Source organism: Rhodococcus sp. (in: high G+C Gram-positive bacteria) (genome assembly GCF_049591685.1).
In the GTDB taxonomy this organism is placed as follows: Bacteria; Actinomycetota; Actinomycetes; order Mycobacteriales; family Mycobacteriaceae; genus Rhodococcoides.
This window is the reverse complement of record NZ_JBAWFH010000558.1, coordinates 1-19,189: the sequence shown is the minus strand read 5'-3', so window position 1 is coordinate 19,189 and position 19,189 is coordinate 1. Positions and strand designations below refer to the sequence as shown.

The window sequence follows — 19,189 nt, the reverse complement described above, 5'->3', positions numbered from 1 at the left end:
GTGGGAAGCAATCAGGCGATGTCGCTGCTCGTTGGCTCGGGGAGCACGACCTCTGAGGTGCGTACGCGAGCGGCGATGAAGGCGCCCATGTGGTGGACTGCGTCTGCGGCCTCACGCAGAATCGACGCCTGCAGATGGGCAACGTGCCACAGCTTCTCGTACTCCACGTAGTCCACCTCCGCGCCCGACGACAACAGCTTGTCGTGGAACGCGACGATCTGGGGGTAGAGCACCTCTTCCGTTCCGACGTGCATGACGATCGGCGGTAGTCCGGTCAGGTCGCCCAGCAGCGGTGCGAAACCCTGGTCGAGGGGGTCACCGCCGCCGAGGTACGCCTCGGCGGCGCTGTACGACCACTTGGTGTTGACGACGATGTCTCGCTCGATCTGCGCATCGCGCGCACCGGGATCCACCCAGGGTGAGATCAGCGCAAGCGCGGCGGGTCGAACTCCGTCGTCGACCAGGTGCCGGGCCGTCGCCACCGACAGGCCACCGCCTGCGGAGTCACCGGCGATCGCGATGCGGTTGGCAGAGAAGCCGTGCGTCTTGACGAGTTCGCGAAACGCGGCCACCGCATCGTTCAGGCCCGCAGGGTACGGGTTCTCCGGCGCGAGGCGGTAGTCGAGAACGTATACCGCACAGCCCGATTCGCGCGCGAGATGGGCGGCGAGCGAACGGTGCGTCGAGATCGAACCGATCGTGTAGGCGCCGCCGTGCAGGTACAGCACGGCGGTATCGCGCTCGGTTGCGCCGACGGTGATGCGCTCCGCGGGTCGTCCGGCCAGCGTCATCTTCTGGCTCACCGCACCGTCGGGCATCACCTGCAACGGCGATGCCAGATCGAGGATCCGGCGTTGCACGGTGACCGGCAGGCGCGCGTCCAACGCGAGTCGGTAGAACGGTTTGAGCGCAGCCGCCACGAGCGGGAGCGGAAGGTAGACGGTTTTCACGGCTACTTCTTCCGTGGCATGACGCGGCCCGCGACCGTGGCGATGACGCGCTGGTACTTCGAACCCGTCAGCCGTTGGAACAGATCGAGGGCAATGGCGTCCGAGCCGATGAGGACGCGGCCCTTGCCCTTTTCGACACCCTTCAGGATGACCTTGGCGGCCTGGTCCGGGGTGGTCTTCGCGAGTTTGGCGTCGAAGAACGCGGCGACGGACTTCTGGTCGTAGTTCTCGGCAACCGCCGCGTTGCGTGCGATGGCCGTCTTGATGCCGCCGGGATGGACGACGGTCATCTTGACTGGTGCCTTGTTGATCAGCAGCTCCATGCGCAGAGCTTCGCTGAAGCCACGGACCGCAAACTTTGCAGCGTTGTATGCAGCCTGCGACGGCATGGCGAGCAGACCGAAGAGGCTCGAGATGTTGACGATGTGGCCGTCGCCCGATTCCTGCAGGTGCGGCAGAAATGCCTTGGTACCGTTGACGACTCCCCAGAAGTCGACGTCGACGATGCGCTCGATGTCCTTGAACGAAGAGGCTTCGACGTCGCCGTGGTAGGCGATGCCTGCGTTGTTGTAGATCTGATTGATCTTGCCGAAACGCTGCTTGACGGCTTCTGCATAGTCCAGAACCGTTTCGCGCTGTGCGACGTCGAGGAATTGTGAATCCACCTCGGCGCCCAGAGCTTCTACCTGTGCGACCGTCTCGGCGAGCCCGGTGAGGTCGACGTCGGAGAGAGCCAACTTGGCACCGCGCTCGGCGAGATTGAGTGCGAGTGCGCGGCCGATGCCGGACCCTGCTCCCGTGACGACGGCAACTTTGCCTGCGAACGCAGTGTTGGTCTCTGCCTTGGACATCACGGGGCCACGACCTTGCTGTTCGAGGCGGTTGCTGCGGAACCGCCGATGGTGGATAGATCCGATGCGGCGACGCTACGGTATGCCGCCAGGTCGAACTTTTTCGTCATGCTGCGGAAGCGGAACGTGAAGTCCGGCCACAAGGTGGTGTTGTTGCCGTGCTTGTCGAGGTACCAGCTCGCGCAGCCACCGTTCATCCACACACTGTTGGCCATCCGGTTCTGCAGGTCGTTGTTGTACTCGTCCTGGACGTCCTTGCGCACCTCGATGACACCGATGTCGTGCTTCTCGATGGTGTCGAGTGCGTCGATGACGTAGTTGAGCTGCGACTCGATCATGAACACCATGGACGTGTGGCCCAAACCGGTGTTCGGTCCGACGAGGAAGAACATGTTGGGGAAGTTCGCGACGGCCGCGCCCTTGTAGCCCTGCTGGCCCTCTTCGTCGAAGGTCTGCGCCAGCGTCTTGCCGCCTCGGCCGTAAATGCCCTGGTAAGCCGGGGAATCGGTGACGTGGAAGCCGGTGGCGACCACGAGTGCGTCGATGGGTCGCTCGGTGCCGTCCGCTGAGACGATGGAGTTGGCCTTGACCTCGGCGATGCCGTCGGTGACCAGGTCGACGTTCGGGCGGTCGAGGGCCGGGTAGTACGCGTTGGAGATCAGCATGCGCTTGCAGCCGATGCGGAAGTTGGGCGTGACCTTCTTACGAAGTGCCTTGTCCTTGATGCCCTTGTTGATCTGCTGGCGGGCGATGAGCTCGAAGACGCGCATCAGCTTCGGGTTCTTGGCGAGCCCGACGACCTGGGTCTCGCGAGCGGCATAGATGCCGGTGCGGGAGAGGCGCTGGAAGAACGGGACGTGCTTGAAAGCGAACTTCTCGATGCCGGTGTACGCGCGATCGAAGCGGGGGAGGATCCACGGTGCCGTGCGCTGGTAGACGTCGAGGTGCTCGACCTTGTCCGCGATGGCCGGAACGATCTGGATGGCCGAAGCTCCGGTGCCGATGACGGCGACGCGCTTGCCCGCGAGCGAGACGTCGTGGTTCCACTGCGCCGAGTGGAAGATGTCGCCCTGGAATCCCTCGATGCCCTTGATCGGGGGAAGGTTGGGCTCGCACAGAGCGCCGACCGCAGTGACGACGACCTTGGCCGTGTAGTCGCCCGTACTGGCCACGATGTCCCAGCGGTGCGTGTCTTCGTTCCAGGTCACCGAGGTGACGTCCGAGTTGAACACGTGCTTGCCCATGACGTCGTACTTCCGTGCAACGGAGGTGATGTACTTGTGGATCTCGGGCTGCGTGGAGAACGACCGAGTCCAGTCGGGGTTGAGCGCGAACGAGTACGAGTACAGGTGCGACGGCACGTCGCAGGCCGCGCCCGGGTACGTGTTGTCGCGCCAGGTGCCGCCGACGTCGCCGCCGCGCTCGAGGACGAGGAAGTTCTTCTTGCCCTGCTGGGTCAGCTTGATCGCTGCACCCAACCCGGCGAACCCGCTGCCGATGATCACGGTGTCGACCTGGCGCGGCGCCGTCACGCGCTCCGGAGTATCTGTTACGGAAAGACTCATGTACGAGAGAGTAGGAGCTTACTGACCGTGAGTCAATAGCTGTTGACTCTTATTCAATAGGGTGTTCTCATGTCCAGTGTGAACAACCCAGCCAGTTCTGCTCCCAAAAGGACGCGAATGAGCCCCGGCGAGCGACGTGCCCAGCTCATCGAACTCGGCACGGAAATGCTGGCAGAGAGGTCTCTCGAACAGGTTTCGGTGGAAGACATCGCGGATCAAGCAGGCGTGTCCCGCGGACTCCTTTTTCACTACTTCTCGTCCAAGCAGGATTTCCACCTGGCCATCGTGCGTGAAGCAAGCAAGACGATGCTCGACCGAACCGCACCCGACATGACCCTCGAACCCTACGAAATCCTGCGCGATTCCATTGCGAATTACGTCGATTACGTCACCGAGAATCGAGATACCTTCATCTCGCTGCTCCGCGGTTCGGCCACCGGCGACCCCGATATGCGTGAGGTCTTCGAACAGACTCGTGCCACCATGGCCGAGCGCACGCTCGCCAACCTGCACAAGCTTCAGGTCGACGCCAACGGCACCACCGAACTGGCAGTGCGCGGGTGGATCGCCTTTGTCGAGGAAGCCACCATCTCCTGGCTCCGCGACCCTCGAATCACCCGCGACCAGCTCATCGAACTCAACGTCGGCGCCCTCCCCGCAGTCGCCTTGGCCCCGAGCATGATCGCCTCGCTGCTCGGCGCATCGGCCGAATAGCAGGCAGGCTCACCCGCCCAGCCGCCCGCGACCACACACAACCCCCGAAACGACGAATGACGCATTCGATCACCCGTAGGTGACCGAACGCGTCATTCGGTGAACAGGCGCTGTTACTCGCCGACGCCCGAGAATGCTTCGTCGATGATTTCGAGTTGCTCGACGGCGTGCACCTTGCTCGACCCCGAGGACGGGGCCGACATTGCACGACGCGAGACGCGCTTGATTCCGGTGAGGACGTCCGGCATCAGTTCCGGGAACGCGAGACCGAAGAACGGCCACGCACCCTGGTTTGCCGGCTCCTCCTGGACCCAGCGGAACTCCGTGGCGTTCGGGTAGCTCTTGATCGCCTCGGTGATCCGACGCGTCGGAACCGGGTAGAGCTGCTCGATGCGCACGATGGCGACGTCTTCGCGGTTGTCCTTCTGCTTGCGGGCGAGCAGCTCGTAGTAGAGCTTGCCGCTGACCATCAGGACACGCTTGACCTTACTGCGATCACCGGTGCCGGTGTCGTAGGTCGGCTCGTCGAAGACCGAGTGGAACTTGCCGTCGGTGAAGTCCTCGATGTTGGACACCGCAGCCTTGTTTCGCAGCATCGACTTCGGGGTGAAGACGATGAGCGGGCGACGGATTCCGTCCCGTGCGTGACGACGCAGCAGGTGGAAGTAGTTCGCCGGCGTCGACGGGAGTGCGACGGTCATCGAGCCCTCGGCGCAGAGCGTGAGGAAGCGTTCGATGCGTCCGGACGTGTGGTCCGGTCCCTGGCCTTCGTGGCCGTGCGGCAGCAGCAGCACGACGTCGGAGAGCTGACCCCATTTGGCTTCGCCCGAGGAGATGAACTCGTCGATGATGGACTGCGCGCCGTTGATGAAGTCACCGAACTGCGCTTCCCACATGACGAGCGCGTCGGGGTTGCCCACCGAGTAGCCGTATTCGAAGCCGACGGCCGCGAACTCGCTGAGTGCGGAGTCGTAGACCATGAACTTGCCGGGGTTCTCGCTGCCGATGTTGTGCAGTGGGGTGTACTCGGCGCCGGTCTTGCGGTCGATGATGACCGAGTGCCTCTGGGTGAACGTGCCGCGACGGGTATCCTGGCCGGAGAAACGCACGTTGCGTCCTTCATCCACGAGCGATCCGAGTGCGAGCAACTCGCCGAATGCCCAGTCGACCTTGCCCTCGTACGCCATTTCGCGACGCTTCTCGAGTACCGGCTTGACACGCGGGTGCACGCTGAAGCCCTCGGGAACCTCGAGGAAGGCGTCGCCGATGCGGTGCAGGATCGACTTGTCGACCGCGGTGGTGAGCTTGGTGGGCAACTGCTGGTCGAGCTCGACCGATTCGCTGGGCTCGGGGTTGTACTTCTCGAGCTCGCGGACCTCGTTGAACACACGCTCGAGCTGTCCCTGATAGTCGCGGAGTGCGTCCTCTGCCTCTTTGAGGGAGATGTCGCCGCGGCCGATGAGGGATTCGGTGTAGCTCTTGCGAACGCTGCGCTTGGTGTCGATGACGTCGTACATCGCCGGCTGCGTCATCGAGGGGTCGTCGCCCTCGTTGTGTCCACGCCTGCGGTAGCAGATCATGTCGATGACGACGTCCTTGTTGTACATCTCGCGGAAGTCGACCGCGAGCTGGGCAACGCGGACGCATGCCTCCGGGTCGTCGCCGTTGACGTGGAAGATCGGCGCGCCGATCATCTTGGCGACGTCGGTGCAGTACTCGGACGAACGCGAGTGCTCGGGTGCGGTGGTGAAACCGACCTGGTTGTTGACCACGATGTGCACGGTGCCGCCGGTGCGGTAGCCGCGCAGCTGCGCGAGGTTGAGCGTTTCCGCGACGACGCCCTGGCCCGCGAAAGCCGCGTCACCGTGGAGCATGAGCGGAAGTACGGAGAATCCGCCTTCGCCCGCGCCCTTGTCGAGCAGATCCTGCTTGGCGCGGACCAGTCCTTCGAGGACCGGGTCGACGGCTTCGAGGTGCGACGGGTTGGCGGTCAGCGACACGGCGATGTCGTTCTCGCCGAACATCTGGATGTACGTGCCCTCGGCGCCGAGGTGGTATTTCACGTCGCCGGAGCCATGCGCGGCCGCCGGGTTCATGTTGCCCTCGAACTCGGTGAAGATCTTCGAGTACGGCTTGCCGACGATGTTGGCCAACACATTGAGGCGGCCACGGTGCGGCATGCCGATAACGACCTCGTCGAGCCCGTGCTCGGCGCTCTGGTCGATGACGGCATCCATCATCGGAATGACGGATTCCGCGCCTTCGAGCGAAAACCGCTTCTGGCCGACGTACTTGGTCTGCAGGAAGGTCTCGAATGCCTCCGCAGCGTTGAGCTTGCTGAGGATGTACTTCTGCTGCGCCACGGTCGGCTTGACGTGAGTCGCCTCGACGCGTTCCTGCAGCCACGCGACCTGATCGGTCTCGAGGATATGGGTGTACTCGACGCCGACGTGGCGGCAGTACGAGTCGCGCAGGACGCTGAGTACGTCGCGCAGACGCATCTTGTCCTTGCCGTGGAAGCCGCCGACCTTGAACTCGCGGTCGAGGTCCCACAGCGTCAGGTCGTGGCTGATGACGTCGAGATCCGGGTGCATCCGGAACTTGTCCTTGGTGAACTGCAACGGGTCCGTGTCGGCCATGAGGTGGCCGCGGTTGCGGTACGCCGCGATCAGTTCGAGAACACGGGTGTTCTTGTCGACGGTGCCCTCGGGCAGATCCTTACGCCACCGAATGGGCTCGTAGGGGATCTTGAGCGAGTGGAAGATCTCGTCGTAGAACTCGTCGCTGATCAGCAGGTTGTGAATCGTGCGCAGGAAGTCGCCCGACTCGGCACCCTGAATGATGCGGTGGTCGTACGTCGAGGTCAGCGTCATGAGCTTGCCGACGCCCAGATCGGCGAGGCGCTCGTCGCTCGAGCCCTGGAACTCGGCGGGGTACTCCATCGCGCCTGCACCGATGATGGCGCCCTGGCCCTGCATGAGGCGCGGCACGGAGTGCACGGTGCCGATGCCGCCGGGGTTGGTCAGGGACATCGTGACGCCCTGGAAATCCTCACCGGTGAGCTTGCCGTCACGAGCACGACGAACGATGTCCTCGTACGCGTTGTAGAACTGCGTGAACGAGTAGTCCTGCGTGTTCTTGATCGCGGCGACGACGAGGTTGCGCGAGCCGTCCTTGCCCTTGAGGTCGATGGCGAGACCGAGGTTGGTGGCAGCGGGAGTGACTGCGTTCGGCTTGCCGTCGATCTCGGCGAAGTGGCGGTTCATGTTCGGGAACGCCTTGACGGCCTGCACGATTGCATAGCCGAGAAGGTGGGTGAACGAGATCTTGCCGCCGCGTGTACGAGCGAGGTGGTTGTTGATCACCAGGCGGTTGTCGACCATGAGCTTGGCCGGAATCGCGCGAACACTGGTGGCCGTCGGAATCTGCAGCGAAGCCGACATGTTCTTCGCGACGGCAGCAGCGGCGCCGCGGAGAACCTTGCTGGACTCTTCGACGTTCGAGGCAGCGGCAGCGGCTGCGGGCTTCGGGGCTGCGGACGGGTTGGCACCCGCGGCCTTCGACGTAGCCGGGCGAGAAGTGGGAGCGGGCTTCTGAGCGGCGGGCTTCGGCGTCTCGTCCTTCGCAGCGCTGGGAGCCTCTGCCTCCGGAGCCTGGGACTTGGGAGCCTCTGCCTTCGGGGCGGGTGCCTTGGAAGCCTGCTTCTTCGGAGCTTCGGTTTTGGCTGCGGCCGGTGCCTTACTGCCGTTCGGAGCAGACGCCGTCCCATCACCTACCGGAGCGTCCGGGTCGTAGTCGGTGAGAAATTCATGCCAGCTGGCGTCGACCGATGAAGGGTCCTGCTTGAACCGCTGGTACATCTCGTCGACCAGCCACTGGTTTTGTCCGAATTGGGTAGTGGAGCTGCTGCTCACGGCAGTAGTTCGCCTCGATTCTTCTCTTCGTTCCCATATGTCACGCGCGTACCCGTTCAGGTTAGACCTCATCGAGGGAGCGAACACGCCCGGGACGCGGCTGTGGTATGTACTCACGAGTAGCTATCGGCTTCGTTGCCGACCGTACTTCTCCTCTATCGAATCTTCCGCTCCGCGCGTTTCGGTCGCATCCCACAGTCGGCTGTAGTAGCCCCCTCTGGCGCGGAGTTCATCGTGCGTTCCGGTCTCCACGATGCGCCCGCCGTCGACGACGACCACGAGATCGGCGCGGGCAGCCGTTGCGAGTCGGTGGGCAACCACCACGGCGGTTCGCTTGCGCAGCACTGCGTCGCTGGCGGCCAGAACTTTGCGTTCGGTGGCCGGGTCGAGGGTGGCCGTCGCTTCGTCGAGGAGTAGCAGATCGGGGTCGACGAGTTCGGCTCTGGCCAGCGCGATCAACTGGCGTTGACCCGCGGAGAGGCCTTGCCCCCGCTCGCCGACGGGCCGGCGCATACCGCCTCTCAGCGCGGCGATGGTGTCGAGTGCGCCGACCGCCCGCGCCGCGTCCTCGATCTCGCCGCGGGTCGCGTCGGGCTTGCCGAAGGCGATGTTGCTCGCGACGTCGCCCGTGAACAGGTGCGCTTCCTGGGGGACGACGCCGAGGCGATGCCGATAGTCGGAGAGCCGGTAATCGCGCAGATCGGTGCCCGAAACACGCACCGATCCGGCCGTCGGATCGTAGAAGCGGGCGAGCAATTTGACGATGGTCGACTTGCCCGCGCCCGTCTGCCCGACGAGTGCGACGGTGGTGCCGTGGGCGATTGTGAGATTGATCTCGGAGAGTGCGTTGGCGTCCGCTCCCGCGTACCGGAAGGCGACGTTCTCGAACCGGATGTCGCTGTGAAACCGTCCGGGAACGACGGGGACTGCGTCGGCGTCGGACGCGGCTTCGATGGAGCTCGGGGTGCGCAACAGGTCGCCGATGCGCTGAACTCCGACCCTGGCCTGCTGGTAGCCGTCGAAGACCTGGGAGAGCTGCTGGATGGGTCCGAACAACAACCCGAGATAGAGGACGAAGGCGACGAGGGTGCCCGTCGAGGTCGATCCGGTGGCGACCTGATGGGCGCCGACGAACACCACGAGCGCGAGTGCGATGTCGGACAGCAGCGTGATGAAGGGGAAGTAAAGGGAGATCGCGCGCTGCGATCGCATTCGGCTGACGCGGTACCGGTCGGCGCGCTCGGCGAATCGGCGGGCCGCGAAGTCCTCGCGGCGGTAGGCCTGGGCTGCGCGCAGACCGGCGATGTTTTCCTGGAAGTCGGCATTGACGGCCGAGATGCGTTCGCGCGAGACGGAGTATGCAGATGACGAGATTCGGCGGAACACGACGGTGGCGACGATCAACGGCGGAACCACGGCCAGCGCAACGAGCCCCAGCGAGAAGTCGGTGACGAGCAGGGCCGTCGAGATGCCGAGGACGGTCAGCAGGCTGACCACGGCCGTGGACGCACCGGTCTGGATGAACGACGACAACGCGTCGACGTCGGTGGTCATGCGGGTCATGATCCGGCCGGACAGCTCGCGCTCGTAGTAGTCGAGGCCGAGTCGTTGAATGTGTGCGTAGCTGCGCACCCGAAGACCGAACAGCACGCGTTCGCCCGCGCGGGCGGTGATCGTCGTGGTCGCGGCGAGAACGAACCACCCGGCGGCCGCCAGCACGACTCCGACGACGGTGGCCGTCCACAGGGCGCTCGAATCGCCTCGCCCGACACCGTCGTCGACGGCGAAGCGCACGATGGAGGGGAAGGCTATGGACGCGAGCGAGTCCAGTGCCAGCAGCCCCACGACTGTGATCAGCAGCATCCGGACCGGTGACAGCAACCGCGACAGCCGAAAATCCGGGTCCGCGGCGCGCAGGTCCGGGCCGGACGCTCCCGGGTCGCCCGTCGTCGAACGGCCCGGTGTTGGGCTCTCCGTCGCCGGCGGCAGTGCATCCACGGCCGCTTGCATCCGTGGTGTGGACGCGACGTTGCCGAGCGCTCCCGACACCGGGCCACGGGTGACCGACCCGGCGCGTTCGACGGCACGGCCGTCGTCTGCGTTGGGCACGGCATCTGCGTTCAGTACGGTGTCGGGCCACAGCCGATCCGCGGTGGGCGCGACGCTGCCGGTGACGGACGGTGTGGTCGCGCTGGGTATGGTCGCGCAGGGTGTGGTCGCGCTGTGCGTGGTCGAGGTTGCGGTGGGGACTTCGCTTCCGGCGAGCAGTTCGCGGAACAGTGCGCAGCGCTCGTCCAGCTCGTCGACGGTGCCGGAATCGATGATGCGTCCGCCGTCGAGCACTGCCACTCGATCGGCCAGGGTCAACGTCGATCGTCGGTGGGCCAGGATGACGGTGGTGCGATCGCGTTGGCGCCGAAGAGCGTCGAAGATCTTGGCTTCCGTCGTCGCGTCGACCGCGGACGTGGCGTCGTCGAGAACCAGGACGCGTGGGTCCGTGAGCAACGCGCGGGCGAGTGCGATGCGTTGACGCTGACCGCCGGACAGGGTGAGCCCACGCTCGCCGACGATCGAGTCGTACCCGTCGGGGAGTGCTTCGACGAACTCCGCCGCCTCTGCGAGTGCGGCTGCGTGTGCAATCTCTTCGGCGGTGGCGTCGGGTCTGCCGAGTGCGATGTTGGCGGCGATCGTGTCCGAGAACAGGAATGGTTCGTCGAACACGAGGCCGACCGCGCTGCGAAGCTGCTCGGCGCTCACCTGGTCGACGTCGAAACGTCGGTTGTTCGAGGTGAGTGCGACCGATCCGGACCGGGGGCTGAAGAAGCGTGGGAGCAGAAGCGACAACGCGGTTTTGCCCGCTCCGGCTCGACCGACGATTGCGACGCTCTCGCCGGGCGCAACGGTCAAGTCGAAGGAGTCCAGGATTGCACGGTCGTCCTCGAATCCGAACGTGACGTTGTGCAGATCCAGGCCGAGTGGACCGTCGGGGAGGTGGGCCGGATGCTCGGGTTCGGGCACCGACGGCTCGGTGTCGATGACGTCGTACACGCGCTCGACTGCGGCACGGGAGAGCTGAGCCATGATGACCACGGACGAGATGGTGCGAGTCACGGCGGACAGGGTGGCCACGTACGTGGCGAAAGCAAGGAAGGTGCCGACGGTGATCTGACCGTTCATCGCCAGGTAGCCCCCGAGCGCGATGACGCCGACCAGTCCGAGCTGAGGTATTGCAGCCAAGGACGGTGCGAACCGTGCGTTGATCGCGGCCGAACGCATGCGTTCGGCGAACAATTTTCTGCCCAGCGCCTCGAGCCGGTCTACCGCTCGTGCTTCCTGGCCGAAGCCCTTGACCACCCGCACCCCGGTGACGGTTTCTTCTACGTGCTGCGCCAGATCCGCGGCCCGCTGCTGCGCAGACCAGGTGGCCGCGTACAGCGTGGGGCGGATGCGGTGGACTACCAGGGAGACAGCGGGAACGATGAGCAGTGCGACGACGGTGAGCAGGGGTGACAGGTACGCCATGACGCAGAGCGCGAGCACGAACTGTAGGAGGGCGCCGGCGGAGAGCGGGACCATGGCGAGAAGGCCCTGAACCAACTGCAGGTCCGTGATCGATCGAGACACTACCTGGCCGGTGCGAATCTCGTCCTGGCGTCGCCCGTCCAGCTTTTGCAGCGAACCGAGAAGCCCGAGCCGTAGATCGTGCTGCACGTCGATGGACAGGCGTCCCGCCAGCATGCGCCGGCCGAATTGACACGCGAACCGAACCAAGCCGAGTACACCGATGGCCAACGCGAGGCCGAGGATCGTGTCGCCGCCGCCCGTTCCTGCGTCGTCTATCGCTGCTCGCGTCAGCAGGGGGAACGTGATGTCGATAACGGCGGCGATCATCGTGACCGACAGGGCGCCTGCGGCGGTCGCTCGGTGAACCCAGCACTGCGCGAGGAGCCTGCGAATCCAGCCGACTCGGTCGTTCTCGATACCGTCTCTCACCATCGAGTACGAACGGTAGTCCGAGCCACCGACAGCACCGACAGCACCGACCCCGCCGACCCCGCCGACCCCGCCGACCCCACCGACGCCGCCGACCCCACCGGCGCCAGGGTCAGCCGATGTCGCGTCGTCGCGTTCGGTACCACCCGGCCACGACGGCGGCGACCGCCCACAGCGTCAGCCCGATCGGCGCCCACGGCCATGGTGGGAGCAGATTGCCGTCGTCGACATGGCCCGCGGCGACGACCGCCATGCTCAGCGCCGACGGCGTGACGTTCTGCAGGCCGTCGATCCCGATCCCGGACGCAATGCCGACGGCGATCAATTCGCCCACCGGGAACCAGGCGACGATGATGATCGACGGCCAGGTGGGGGAGCCGAACAGCAGGCCGAGGCCGGATCCGATCAACGACCACAGCACTACGGCAAACAGCCCTGCGGCGATATACGCACATACGTCGACGGTCAGTGTGAATCGCCCGCCGGTGAACAGGAGAAGGCAGACGACGCTGAAGATCGCGACGATCAACCCGTAGGCGAGCGCGAACGCAGCGGTGACGATCACCTTCGCCGCGACGACCTGATCGCGGCCGGGCGAGGTGAGGAATGACGTTGTGATGGTGTCGTGACGAAATTCGGTTCCGGCGTTGACGGCCGAGAACACCGCGGCGAACAGCATCGCGAACACGAGGGCGACGAGCAATCCGACCAGGACGGCTTCGTCGGCGTCGCCGCCGTATTCCTCGGTGGTGTCCATGACGGCCGCGGAGATCGCACTGGCGCCGATGCCGACGAGTACCGGCGGCAACGCCAGCGCCCACCAGAAGTTGAGGGTGGTGATCTTGCGGATTTCCGCGGTGAACAGTGTGGTCATCGTCGGTTTCCGTCCCAGGGGGACTGCGTCGGCTGCTGTCCAAAACCCGGCTGCTGTCCAAAACCCGGCTGCTGTCCGTAACCCGGCGGTGGTCCGTACCCCGGCGGTGGTCTGTAGCCGGCTGCTCCGATGGGCGCGGCGGTGTACTGGCCGGCCGTCATGGACAGGAACACCTGCTCGAGGTCGACGTGCTCGTGGCTGGTTCCGAACACCGTCAGACCGTTCTCGCGTGCGACGCGGGTGATGGTGTCTGCGTCTGCGCCTGCGACGCCGAGGCGGCCGTCGGGCAAGAGCTGGGTGTTGGTGATGCCGATGGATGCGAGCGCCAAGGCGAGGGCTGCGGGATCGGACACGGCGACGAGCGTGCGGTTGGGCCTGGATGCTCGGAGCCTGTCGATGCTGCCCTGGTAGACCAGGGTGCCCGCGCTGACGATCACGAGGTTGTCCACCGTTGCCTCGACCTCACGCAGGAGGTGGCTCGAGATCAGCACGGTGCGGCCGCCTGCCGCGTAGGCCTTCAGGAAGTCGCGGAGCCAGGCGATGCCTTCGGGATCGAGACCGTTCGCGGGCTCGTCGAGCACGAGGATTTCGGGGTCGCCGAGCAGTGCGGTGGCCAGTGCGAGACGTTGTCTCATTCCCAGCGAGAAGCCGCCGACGTTCCTGGAGGCCGCGTCGGTCAGGCCGACGATGCGCAACACGTCGTCTGCTCGGGAGTCCGGAAGGCCGGTGGCCGCGGTGTATATGCGCAGGTGACCGATGGCGCTGCGTTTGGGGTGCAGACTGCGGGAGTCGAGGACGGCTCCGATGGTGCGCGCGGGCTGTGGCAGGGCCGCGAACGGTGCACCCGCGACGAGCCCGATGCCTGCGGTGGGCGTGGACAGCCCCAGCAGCATGCGCAGTGTCGTCGTCTTGCCCGAGCCGTTCGGCCCGAGAAACCCGGTGATCGATCCGCGGGGTACTGCGAAACTGAGGTCGGACACGGCCCGGACCGTCCCGAACACCTTGGTCAATCCTCGGGCTTCGAGGGCGTTGGCTTGAAGTCCGCCGCCCTGTGTGAAGTCCCCGTGAAAGTGCGTCATCTGGCGATTCCCCCGAACCTCGTGCCCGAACGTGTGAGCAGGTGTACCGGGCCGGTGCCGACCGGCCCGGTACGAGGTTACGGGTTGCGCTGGATCAGCCGAGGAACGCGGCTGCGACCGCGCGGTAGATCTCGCTCGGATTCGACTGGTCGGGAAGTGCGTGCAGCGTGACGTGCGATGCGCCCGCGTCGAGGTGCTCGCGAAGCCGGTGTGCGATGGCGTCGGCGTCGCCGTGCGCGACGAGTGCGTCGATCAGCCGGTCACTGCCCCCGCCGCCGATCTCCTCCTCGCTGTAGCCGAGACGTTTCAGGTTGTTGGTGTAGTTACGCAACTGCAGGTACGGGTTGTTGACGGGCGGGCGCCCGATCTCGCGTGCCGCGGCGGCGTCGCTCTCGAGCACTGCCTTGTGTTCGGGTGCCAGCACCTTGTCCGGCCCGAGGATTTCCCGTGCTTCGCGGGTGTGTTCGGGTGTCGTCAGGTACGGGTGCGCGCCGGCCGTGCGGTCGGCGGACAGCTTCAACACCTTGGGACCGAGCGCAGCCAGTACTCGTCGTTCGACGGGTACTCCGCCCTCGTCGAGTGCGTCGAGGTACTGCACCAGCGCGTCGTACGGCTTCTGGTATTCCTGTGTGGCTTCGGGGTGTCCGGCGCCGATACCGAGGAGAAATCGCCCGGGGTGCTTCTTCTCGATGCGGTGGTACGACTCGGCCACCTCGGGCGCCGCTGCCGACCAGATGTTGACGATGCCCGTTGCGACCACGACGGACTCCGTGGCGTCGAGTGCCTCTTCTGCCGATGTCAGATCGGCCGGTGGTGAGCCGCCCAGCCAGATCGTGCCGTAGCCGGAGGATTCGATCAGCCGGGCGAGTTCGGGCGGTATGCCGGAGAAATGTCGCCAGATACCCAGGGTTCCGAGATCGGGTGTGTCAGTGGTCATAGCCGTGTCCAACGTCGGCTCGCCGCTCCAGAATTCCGTCCACCGGATCCGGGTCGATGACCATGGTCTGCGGCCAGGCCCTCGGCGCCGGGCCGAACGCTTCGCGGGCGTTCTTGATGACGCCCTTGCCGATGATCCGGTTGCCGGTTCCACCGATGACCGCACCGATGCCGGCGGGGAGCAGTTTCCCGACCAGCAAGGCGCTTCGCTTGGCCAGGTACTTCTGGACGAATTTTTTGACGAGCGACTTGTTCATCGTGGTCATCGCGCCGCCGGGTACCCGTGAAGTGATGAGGGTGCCCCAGTTCTTCGCCGAGGTGCCCACGGTCTTCTGCACGATCTGCATGCCAGATTCGCCCAGCGCGACGGCGAGGACCAGGGCTCGTCGTTGCTGATGATCGTGCACCGGAATGCCGTGCACGGACGCGACGGAGAGCGTCAACAGTGCCGACGACTCGATGAAGAACGCGGTTTCGGCTCCGACGGTGGCCAGTGACGCCATCGTTCCAATTGCGGGTATCGCCGCGGCGCCGCCGACTGCGCTGCCACTTCCGGTGACGGCGAGCAGGAACCGGTTCTCGAGACGTTCGATCAGCTGAGCCGGAGTGTCGTCGGGGTGTGCTCGACGCATGTGCGCGACGTACTTCTCGACGGCCGGGCCCTGCAGGCGGCTGGCGTTGTCGAGGATGCGTACCAGTGCCTTTTCGAGGCGTCCGCCGTCCTTGACCACGTCCACCTGGTCGCTGTGCTTCTTCGCCATCGCGCTCCGATCCTCCACGTTGTTGCCGAGTTGGCTGTTACCCGTTCCCGTTCGGTTCTATCCTGCGTGCATGGGTGAGCAGGTCGAGGGCGCACGGCGGTTGCCTGCCGCGTCCCTGCGCTCGTACGTAACGTCGTACGCCGGCTATCGGTTGTCCGGCTTCGAGGCCGGTACGCATGTCGGGATGCCGGGCCCGGATCTGACGGTCGTCGTGGCGATCGATTCGCAGGTGGAGTTCGCGGATTCGGTGCATCAGGGCGCGTGTGCGTTCGGGGCTCTGGCCAGCGGCATCTCTGCCGAACCGGTGACGATCGCGCACGACGGCTCGCAGCACGGCATCCAGCTGTCGTTGACGCCCGAGGGGGCGCGCGCGGTGTTCGGTGTGCCCACTGCAGCCCTCGGTGACTGGATGGTCGAGCTGTCCGATGTTCTTCCCGACGCGGCGGAGCTCGTGGATCGGGTGTCCGAGGACGTCGGGTGGCAACGCCGGTTCGATATCGTCGACGAAATCCTGTCGCGGTCGTCGCGCGAACGGTCGGTGGATCCGACGCTCACCGAGGCCTGGCGGCGGTTGGTGCGCAGTGCCGACATGCCCCGGGTCGACGAGGTGGCGCGTGATATCGGCTGGAGTCGTCGGTATCTGATCACCCGTTTCACCGGTGAATTCGGGGTGTCGCCGAAGGCGGCCGCCAGGATCGCGCGTTTTCATCGTTCGCACCGGATGCTTCGCCGTCCGGTGGCACCTCGGCTCGCGGACGTCGCGGCTGCCTGCGGCTACTACGACCAGGCACACATGGCGCGGGAGTGGCGGGAGATGGCGGGCGCATCGCCGACGCAGTGGCGTAAGAACGAGAAGTTCGCATTCGTCCAAGACGACGAGGTCGCCTCCGATGACACTCTGCAGGTATGACCGAAACGAAGAATTACATCTGGCCTTGCTTCCGCTACACCGACGCCCGTGCGGCGATCCGATTCGCCGTGGACGTTCTGGGGTTCACCGAGAGCGCGGTCCACGGTGAGGGCGAAATCGTCGAACACGCGGAACTTCGCTGGCCCGAGGGCGGGGGCGTGATGTTGGGCAGTGTGCGCGAGGACAGCGCGATTTCCGACCCTGTGCCCGCGGGCACAGGGTCGGTGTACGTCGTCACCGACCACCCCGACGAGATTCACGATCGCGTCGTGGCGGCCGGCGGCAACGTCGTCTATCCACTGCGTGACGAGGACTACGGCAGTCGCGGGTTCACCTGCCGCGACCCCGAGGGCGTGCTGTGGTCGTTCGGTACCTACGCCGGAACCCAGTGACTCGCCGGCACCACTTCGTCGTCCTTGGGTGGCGGCGGGGCAGTGCCGTCGCCGAACGGGCGACCACCGAGTGACTCGCGTCCGTGCGGTGCAGTCCAGCCGCGCAGGTCCGGGCCCTTCGGCACGATCGACGTCGGGTTGATGTCGGTGTGCACCTCGTAGTAATGCCGCTTGATGTGGTCGAAGTCGACGGTGTCACCGAAGCCCGGTGTCTGGAACAGGTCCCGTGCGTAGTTCCACAGCACCGGCATTTCGCTCAGTTTGCTGCGGTTGCACTTGAAGTGCCCGTGGTAGACGGGGTCGAAGCGTACGAGCGTGGTGAACAGGCGAATGTCCGCTTCGGTGATGGTGTCGCCGACGAGGTATCGCTGCTCGCCCAGTCGCTCGGTCAGCCAGTCCAGTGCGGTGAACAACCGGTCGTAGGCGTCGTCGTACGCCTTTTGCGAACCGGCGAACCCGCAGCGGTAGACGCCGTTGTTGACCTCGGTGAACACGCGCTGAGAGACCTCGTCGATCTCGCCGCGCAGGGCTTCAGGGTAAAGGTCGGGTGCGCCCTCGCGGTGATACTGCGTCCACTCGGTCGAGAAGTCGAGGGTGATCTGCGGGAAGTTGTTGGTGACCACCTGGCCGGTGTCGACCTCGACGATCGCGGGCACGGTGATGCCGCGCGGGTAGTCGGGGTACCGGGCGAAGTAGGCGTCCTGAAGCCGCGGAATTTTCAGTACCGGGTCGACGCCGCCCGGCTCTTCGTCGAAGTTCCAGCTGCGCGGGTCGTGGGTGGGACCCGGGATGCCGAGGGAGATGACGTCTTCGAGTCCCAGAAGTCGCCGCACGATGATCGAGCGCTGCGCCCACGGGCATGCCCGGGCGGCGACCAGTCGGTAGCGGCCGGGTTCGACCGGGTACCCGTCACGGCCGTCGGCGGTGATGCGGGTTTCGATGTAATTGGTGTCTCGCTTGAAGTCCTTACCGTTCTCGACGTAGCTCATGGTTTTCAACCTACGTAATTCTCGCCCGGAGCCGGGAGGGAGTGATCGACGGTGACGACGACGCCCCACTCCTGAAAGCCCAGTCGAGCAGCGAGACGACGCGCCGTGCCGTTGTCGGCGCGGGCCCGCCACTGCGGCACCATGCCCTCGTCGAACGCGTCGTTGGTGGCGAGTCGACCGACCACCTGCGCGTTGCCCTGGCGTCTGGCTTCGGGCGCGGTGAGAACTCCGACATCGGCCAGCACGCCGCCCCACTCGAGGTATGCGGCTGCGGACAGCGGGGTCGCCGAGTCGGCCGGGCGGTCGTCCCCGAGCAGGGTGAACCACGAACGCTTGCGCGTGAGGTCGGCGGCATCGACCTCGTCGCGCGCACACATCGCCTCCAGGGCGAGGACGTGGGACAGCTCGTGCGATATCAACGGGTCGTGCCGGTCGATGGTCGTGCCGACGTCGCTTGCGAACGACAGCACGGTCGGGACGCTGCTGTGAGTAGCGGCGGCCCCGCCGGACCGCGGTTGGCGCACGAGGCCTTCGAGGAATCCGCGCCCAGCGAGTTCCGAGTCCGTGTGCCTCCCCGCGATCTCGAGCATCTCGGCGGCGCCGACGAGCACACTGGAGTCGCCGAGACGCACGAATGTGACGGAGGTCGCATCGGGGTTCGGGTGGGTGTGTCTGCTGCCCGGGCGGAATGCCGAATCGGGGAGTCCCAGCTGCCTGGACCACGCGAGGCGGATGATGTCGTGATGATGTGAATCCACCGTCGAAAGCCTATCGCGGCCGCCCGCAAAGAATTTTTTCGGTTTTTTTCGCCCTGACGTATCGCAACAGCCGGATGGATGGCATGATCGACTACGAGATTGGAGCTTCGACGTGAAGGTCCAGCTCGCTACAGAAGGTTTACGGTATGACGCAGGGCAGTGTTAAGTGGTTCAACGGCGAAAAGGGCTTCGGCTTCATCGAGCAGGACGGTGGCGGACCTGACGTGTTCGTTCACTACTCGGAGATCCAGGGAACTGGCTTCAAGTCTCTCGACGAGGGTCAGCGCGTGGAGTTCGAGGTCGGCCAGGGTCAGAAGGGCCCCCAGGCTACCGGCGTCCGCGCTATCTGATCCCCTAAAGGATCGCCACCCGAAATTGCTGACGGCTTGACGCTGTCTTCAGTTCAGGTACTTCGAAGGCCGGATACACGAAGAGAAATCTTCGAGTATCCGGCCTTCGTGCTGTGCTGCCCCGGGCAGCACGTATGGCACTGTTGACGCCAT

15 protein-coding genes are annotated in these 19,189 nt (G+C 65.3%); 4 read left to right on the top strand and 11 right to left on the bottom strand.

Annotated features, from left to right (window positions below):
* Positions 1-11 precede the first annotated feature (11 nt).
* From WBQ44_RS22960 to WBQ44_RS22950, 3 genes are read right to left on the bottom strand one after another with little or no spacing between them, the layout of a single operon-like run.
* Positions 12-950 carry an alpha/beta hydrolase gene (locus WBQ44_RS22960; protein ID WP_495568961.1) on the bottom strand — a complete coding sequence of 313 codons (939 nt, stop codon included), beginning with the start codon at positions 948-950 and terminating at the stop codon, positions 12-14.
* 2 nt (positions 951-952) lie between these two features.
* Positions 953-1,801, bottom strand: coding sequence for an SDR family NAD(P)-dependent oxidoreductase (locus tag WBQ44_RS22955; protein ID WP_495568960.1), 849 nt, complete (start codon positions 1,799-1,801; stop codon positions 953-955).
* A complete protein-coding gene (locus tag WBQ44_RS22950; RefSeq protein ID WP_495568959.1) occupies positions 1,801-3,366 on the bottom strand; it encodes a flavin-containing monooxygenase in 1,566 nt (521 codons plus the stop codon). The genes WBQ44_RS22955 and WBQ44_RS22950 overlap by 1 nt, the downstream gene beginning before the upstream one ends.
* A 69-nt stretch (positions 3,367-3,435) precedes the next feature.
* Here WBQ44_RS22950 and WBQ44_RS22945 point away from each other — a divergent pair, with 69 nt between their 5' ends.
* Positions 3,436-4,080 carry a TetR/AcrR family transcriptional regulator gene (locus WBQ44_RS22945; RefSeq protein WP_495568958.1) on the top strand — a complete coding sequence of 215 codons (645 nt, stop codon included), beginning with the start codon at positions 3,436-3,438 and terminating at the stop codon, positions 4,078-4,080.
* A gap of 113 nt (positions 4,081-4,193) precedes the next feature.
* Here WBQ44_RS22945 and WBQ44_RS22940 read toward each other — a convergent pair whose 3' ends face one another.
* From WBQ44_RS22940 to WBQ44_RS22915, 6 genes are all read right to left on the bottom strand, one after another.
* The gene (locus WBQ44_RS22940) at positions 4,194-7,994 is read right to left on the bottom strand and encodes a multifunctional oxoglutarate decarboxylase/oxoglutarate dehydrogenase thiamine pyrophosphate-binding subunit/dihydrolipoyllysine-residue succinyltransferase subunit (protein WP_495568957.1); all 3,801 of its coding nucleotides are present in this window, start codon (positions 7,992-7,994) and stop codon (positions 4,194-4,196) included.
* A gap of 123 nt (positions 7,995-8,117) precedes the next feature.
* Entirely contained in the window at positions 8,118-11,990 is a 3,873-nt protein-coding gene (locus WBQ44_RS22935) for an ABC transporter ATP-binding protein (RefSeq protein WP_495568956.1), read from the bottom strand.
* Positions 11,991-12,099: 109 nt separating this feature from the next.
* Positions 12,100-12,861, bottom strand: a complete 762-nt coding sequence (locus tag WBQ44_RS22930; RefSeq protein ID WP_495568955.1) for an ABC transporter permease — start codon at positions 12,859-12,861, stop codon at positions 12,100-12,102.
* Complete coding sequence (locus tag WBQ44_RS22925; RefSeq protein ID WP_495568954.1) at positions 12,858-13,940, bottom strand: ABC transporter ATP-binding protein; 1,083 nt, start codon at positions 13,938-13,940, stop codon at positions 12,858-12,860. Before WBQ44_RS22925 ends, WBQ44_RS22930 begins: the two co-directional genes overlap by 4 nt.
* Before the next feature lie 94 nt (positions 13,941-14,034).
* Entirely contained in the window at positions 14,035-14,877 is an 843-nt protein-coding gene (locus tag WBQ44_RS22920) for an LLM class F420-dependent oxidoreductase (RefSeq protein ID WP_495568953.1), read from the bottom strand.
* Positions 14,867-15,637, bottom strand: coding sequence for a YbdD/YjiX family protein (locus tag WBQ44_RS22915; protein WP_495568952.1), 771 nt, complete (start codon positions 15,635-15,637; stop codon positions 14,867-14,869). Before WBQ44_RS22915 ends, WBQ44_RS22920 begins: the two co-directional genes overlap by 11 nt.
* A gap of 70 nt (positions 15,638-15,707) precedes the next feature.
* Between WBQ44_RS22915 and WBQ44_RS22910 the strand changes: the two genes are divergently transcribed.
* Both WBQ44_RS22910 and WBQ44_RS22905 read left to right on the top strand, forming a co-directional pair.
* On the top strand, positions 15,708-16,547 hold the full coding sequence (locus WBQ44_RS22910; protein ID WP_495568951.1) for a helix-turn-helix domain-containing protein: 840 nt from the start codon (positions 15,708-15,710) through the stop codon (positions 16,545-16,547).
* The gene (locus WBQ44_RS22905; RefSeq protein WP_495568950.1) at positions 16,544-16,939 is read left to right on the top strand and encodes a VOC family protein; all 396 of its coding nucleotides are present in this window, start codon (positions 16,544-16,546) and stop codon (positions 16,937-16,939) included. Before WBQ44_RS22910 ends, WBQ44_RS22905 begins: the two co-directional genes overlap by 4 nt.
* On the opposite strand, the gene WBQ44_RS22900 is transcribed toward WBQ44_RS22905, so the two are convergent.
* Entirely contained in the window at positions 16,921-17,928 is a 1,008-nt protein-coding gene (locus WBQ44_RS22900; protein WP_495568949.1) for a glutathione S-transferase family protein, read from the bottom strand. The genes WBQ44_RS22905 and WBQ44_RS22900 overlap by 19 nt on opposite strands.
* 5 nt (positions 17,929-17,933) lie before the next feature.
* A complete protein-coding gene (locus tag WBQ44_RS22895; RefSeq protein WP_495568948.1) occupies positions 17,934-18,686 on the bottom strand; it encodes a GNAT family N-acetyltransferase in 753 nt (250 codons plus the stop codon).
* 146 nt (positions 18,687-18,832) lie between these two features.
* Here WBQ44_RS22895 and WBQ44_RS22890 point away from each other — a divergent pair, with 146 nt between their 5' ends.
* Positions 18,833-19,036 carry a cold-shock protein gene (locus WBQ44_RS22890; protein WP_068369974.1) on the top strand — a complete coding sequence of 68 codons (204 nt, stop codon included), beginning with the start codon at positions 18,833-18,835 and terminating at the stop codon, positions 19,034-19,036.
* The last annotated feature ends 153 nt before the right edge of the window (positions 19,037-19,189 follow it).

Coding starts and splice junctions, on each gene's coding strand:
- WBQ44_RS22905 (WP_495568950.1), top strand. CDS start 16,544: ATGACCGAAACGAAGAATTACATCTGGCCTTGCTTCCGCTACACCGAC.
- WBQ44_RS22920 (WP_495568953.1), bottom strand. CDS start 14,877: ATGACCACTGACACACCCGATCTCGGAACCCTGGGTATCTGGCGACAT.
- WBQ44_RS22915 (WP_495568952.1), bottom strand. CDS start 15,637: ATGGCGAAGAAGCACAGCGACCAGGTGGACGTGGTCAAGGACGGCGGA.
- WBQ44_RS22945 (WP_495568958.1), top strand. CDS start 3,436: ATGTCCAGTGTGAACAACCCAGCCAGTTCTGCTCCCAAAAGGACGCGA.
- WBQ44_RS22955 (WP_495568960.1), bottom strand. CDS start 1,801: ATGTCCAAGGCAGAGACCAACACTGCGTTCGCAGGCAAAGTTGCCGTC.
- WBQ44_RS22950 (WP_495568959.1), bottom strand. CDS start 3,366: ATGAGTCTTTCCGTAACAGATACTCCGGAGCGCGTGACGGCGCCGCGC.
- WBQ44_RS22910 (WP_495568951.1), top strand. CDS start 15,708: ATGGGTGAGCAGGTCGAGGGCGCACGGCGGTTGCCTGCCGCGTCCCTG.
- WBQ44_RS22930 (WP_495568955.1), bottom strand. CDS start 12,861: ATGACCACACTGTTCACCGCGGAAATCCGCAAGATCACCACCCTCAAC.
- WBQ44_RS22935 (WP_495568956.1), bottom strand. CDS start 11,990: ATGGTGAGAGACGGTATCGAGAACGACCGAGTCGGCTGGATTCGCAGG.
- WBQ44_RS22900 (WP_495568949.1), bottom strand. CDS start 17,928: ATGAGCTACGTCGAGAACGGTAAGGACTTCAAGCGAGACACCAATTAC.
- WBQ44_RS22925 (WP_495568954.1), bottom strand. CDS start 13,940: ATGACGCACTTTCACGGGGACTTCACACAGGGCGGCGGACTTCAAGCC.
- WBQ44_RS22890 (WP_068369974.1), top strand. CDS start 18,833: ATGACGCAGGGCAGTGTTAAGTGGTTCAACGGCGAAAAGGGCTTCGGC.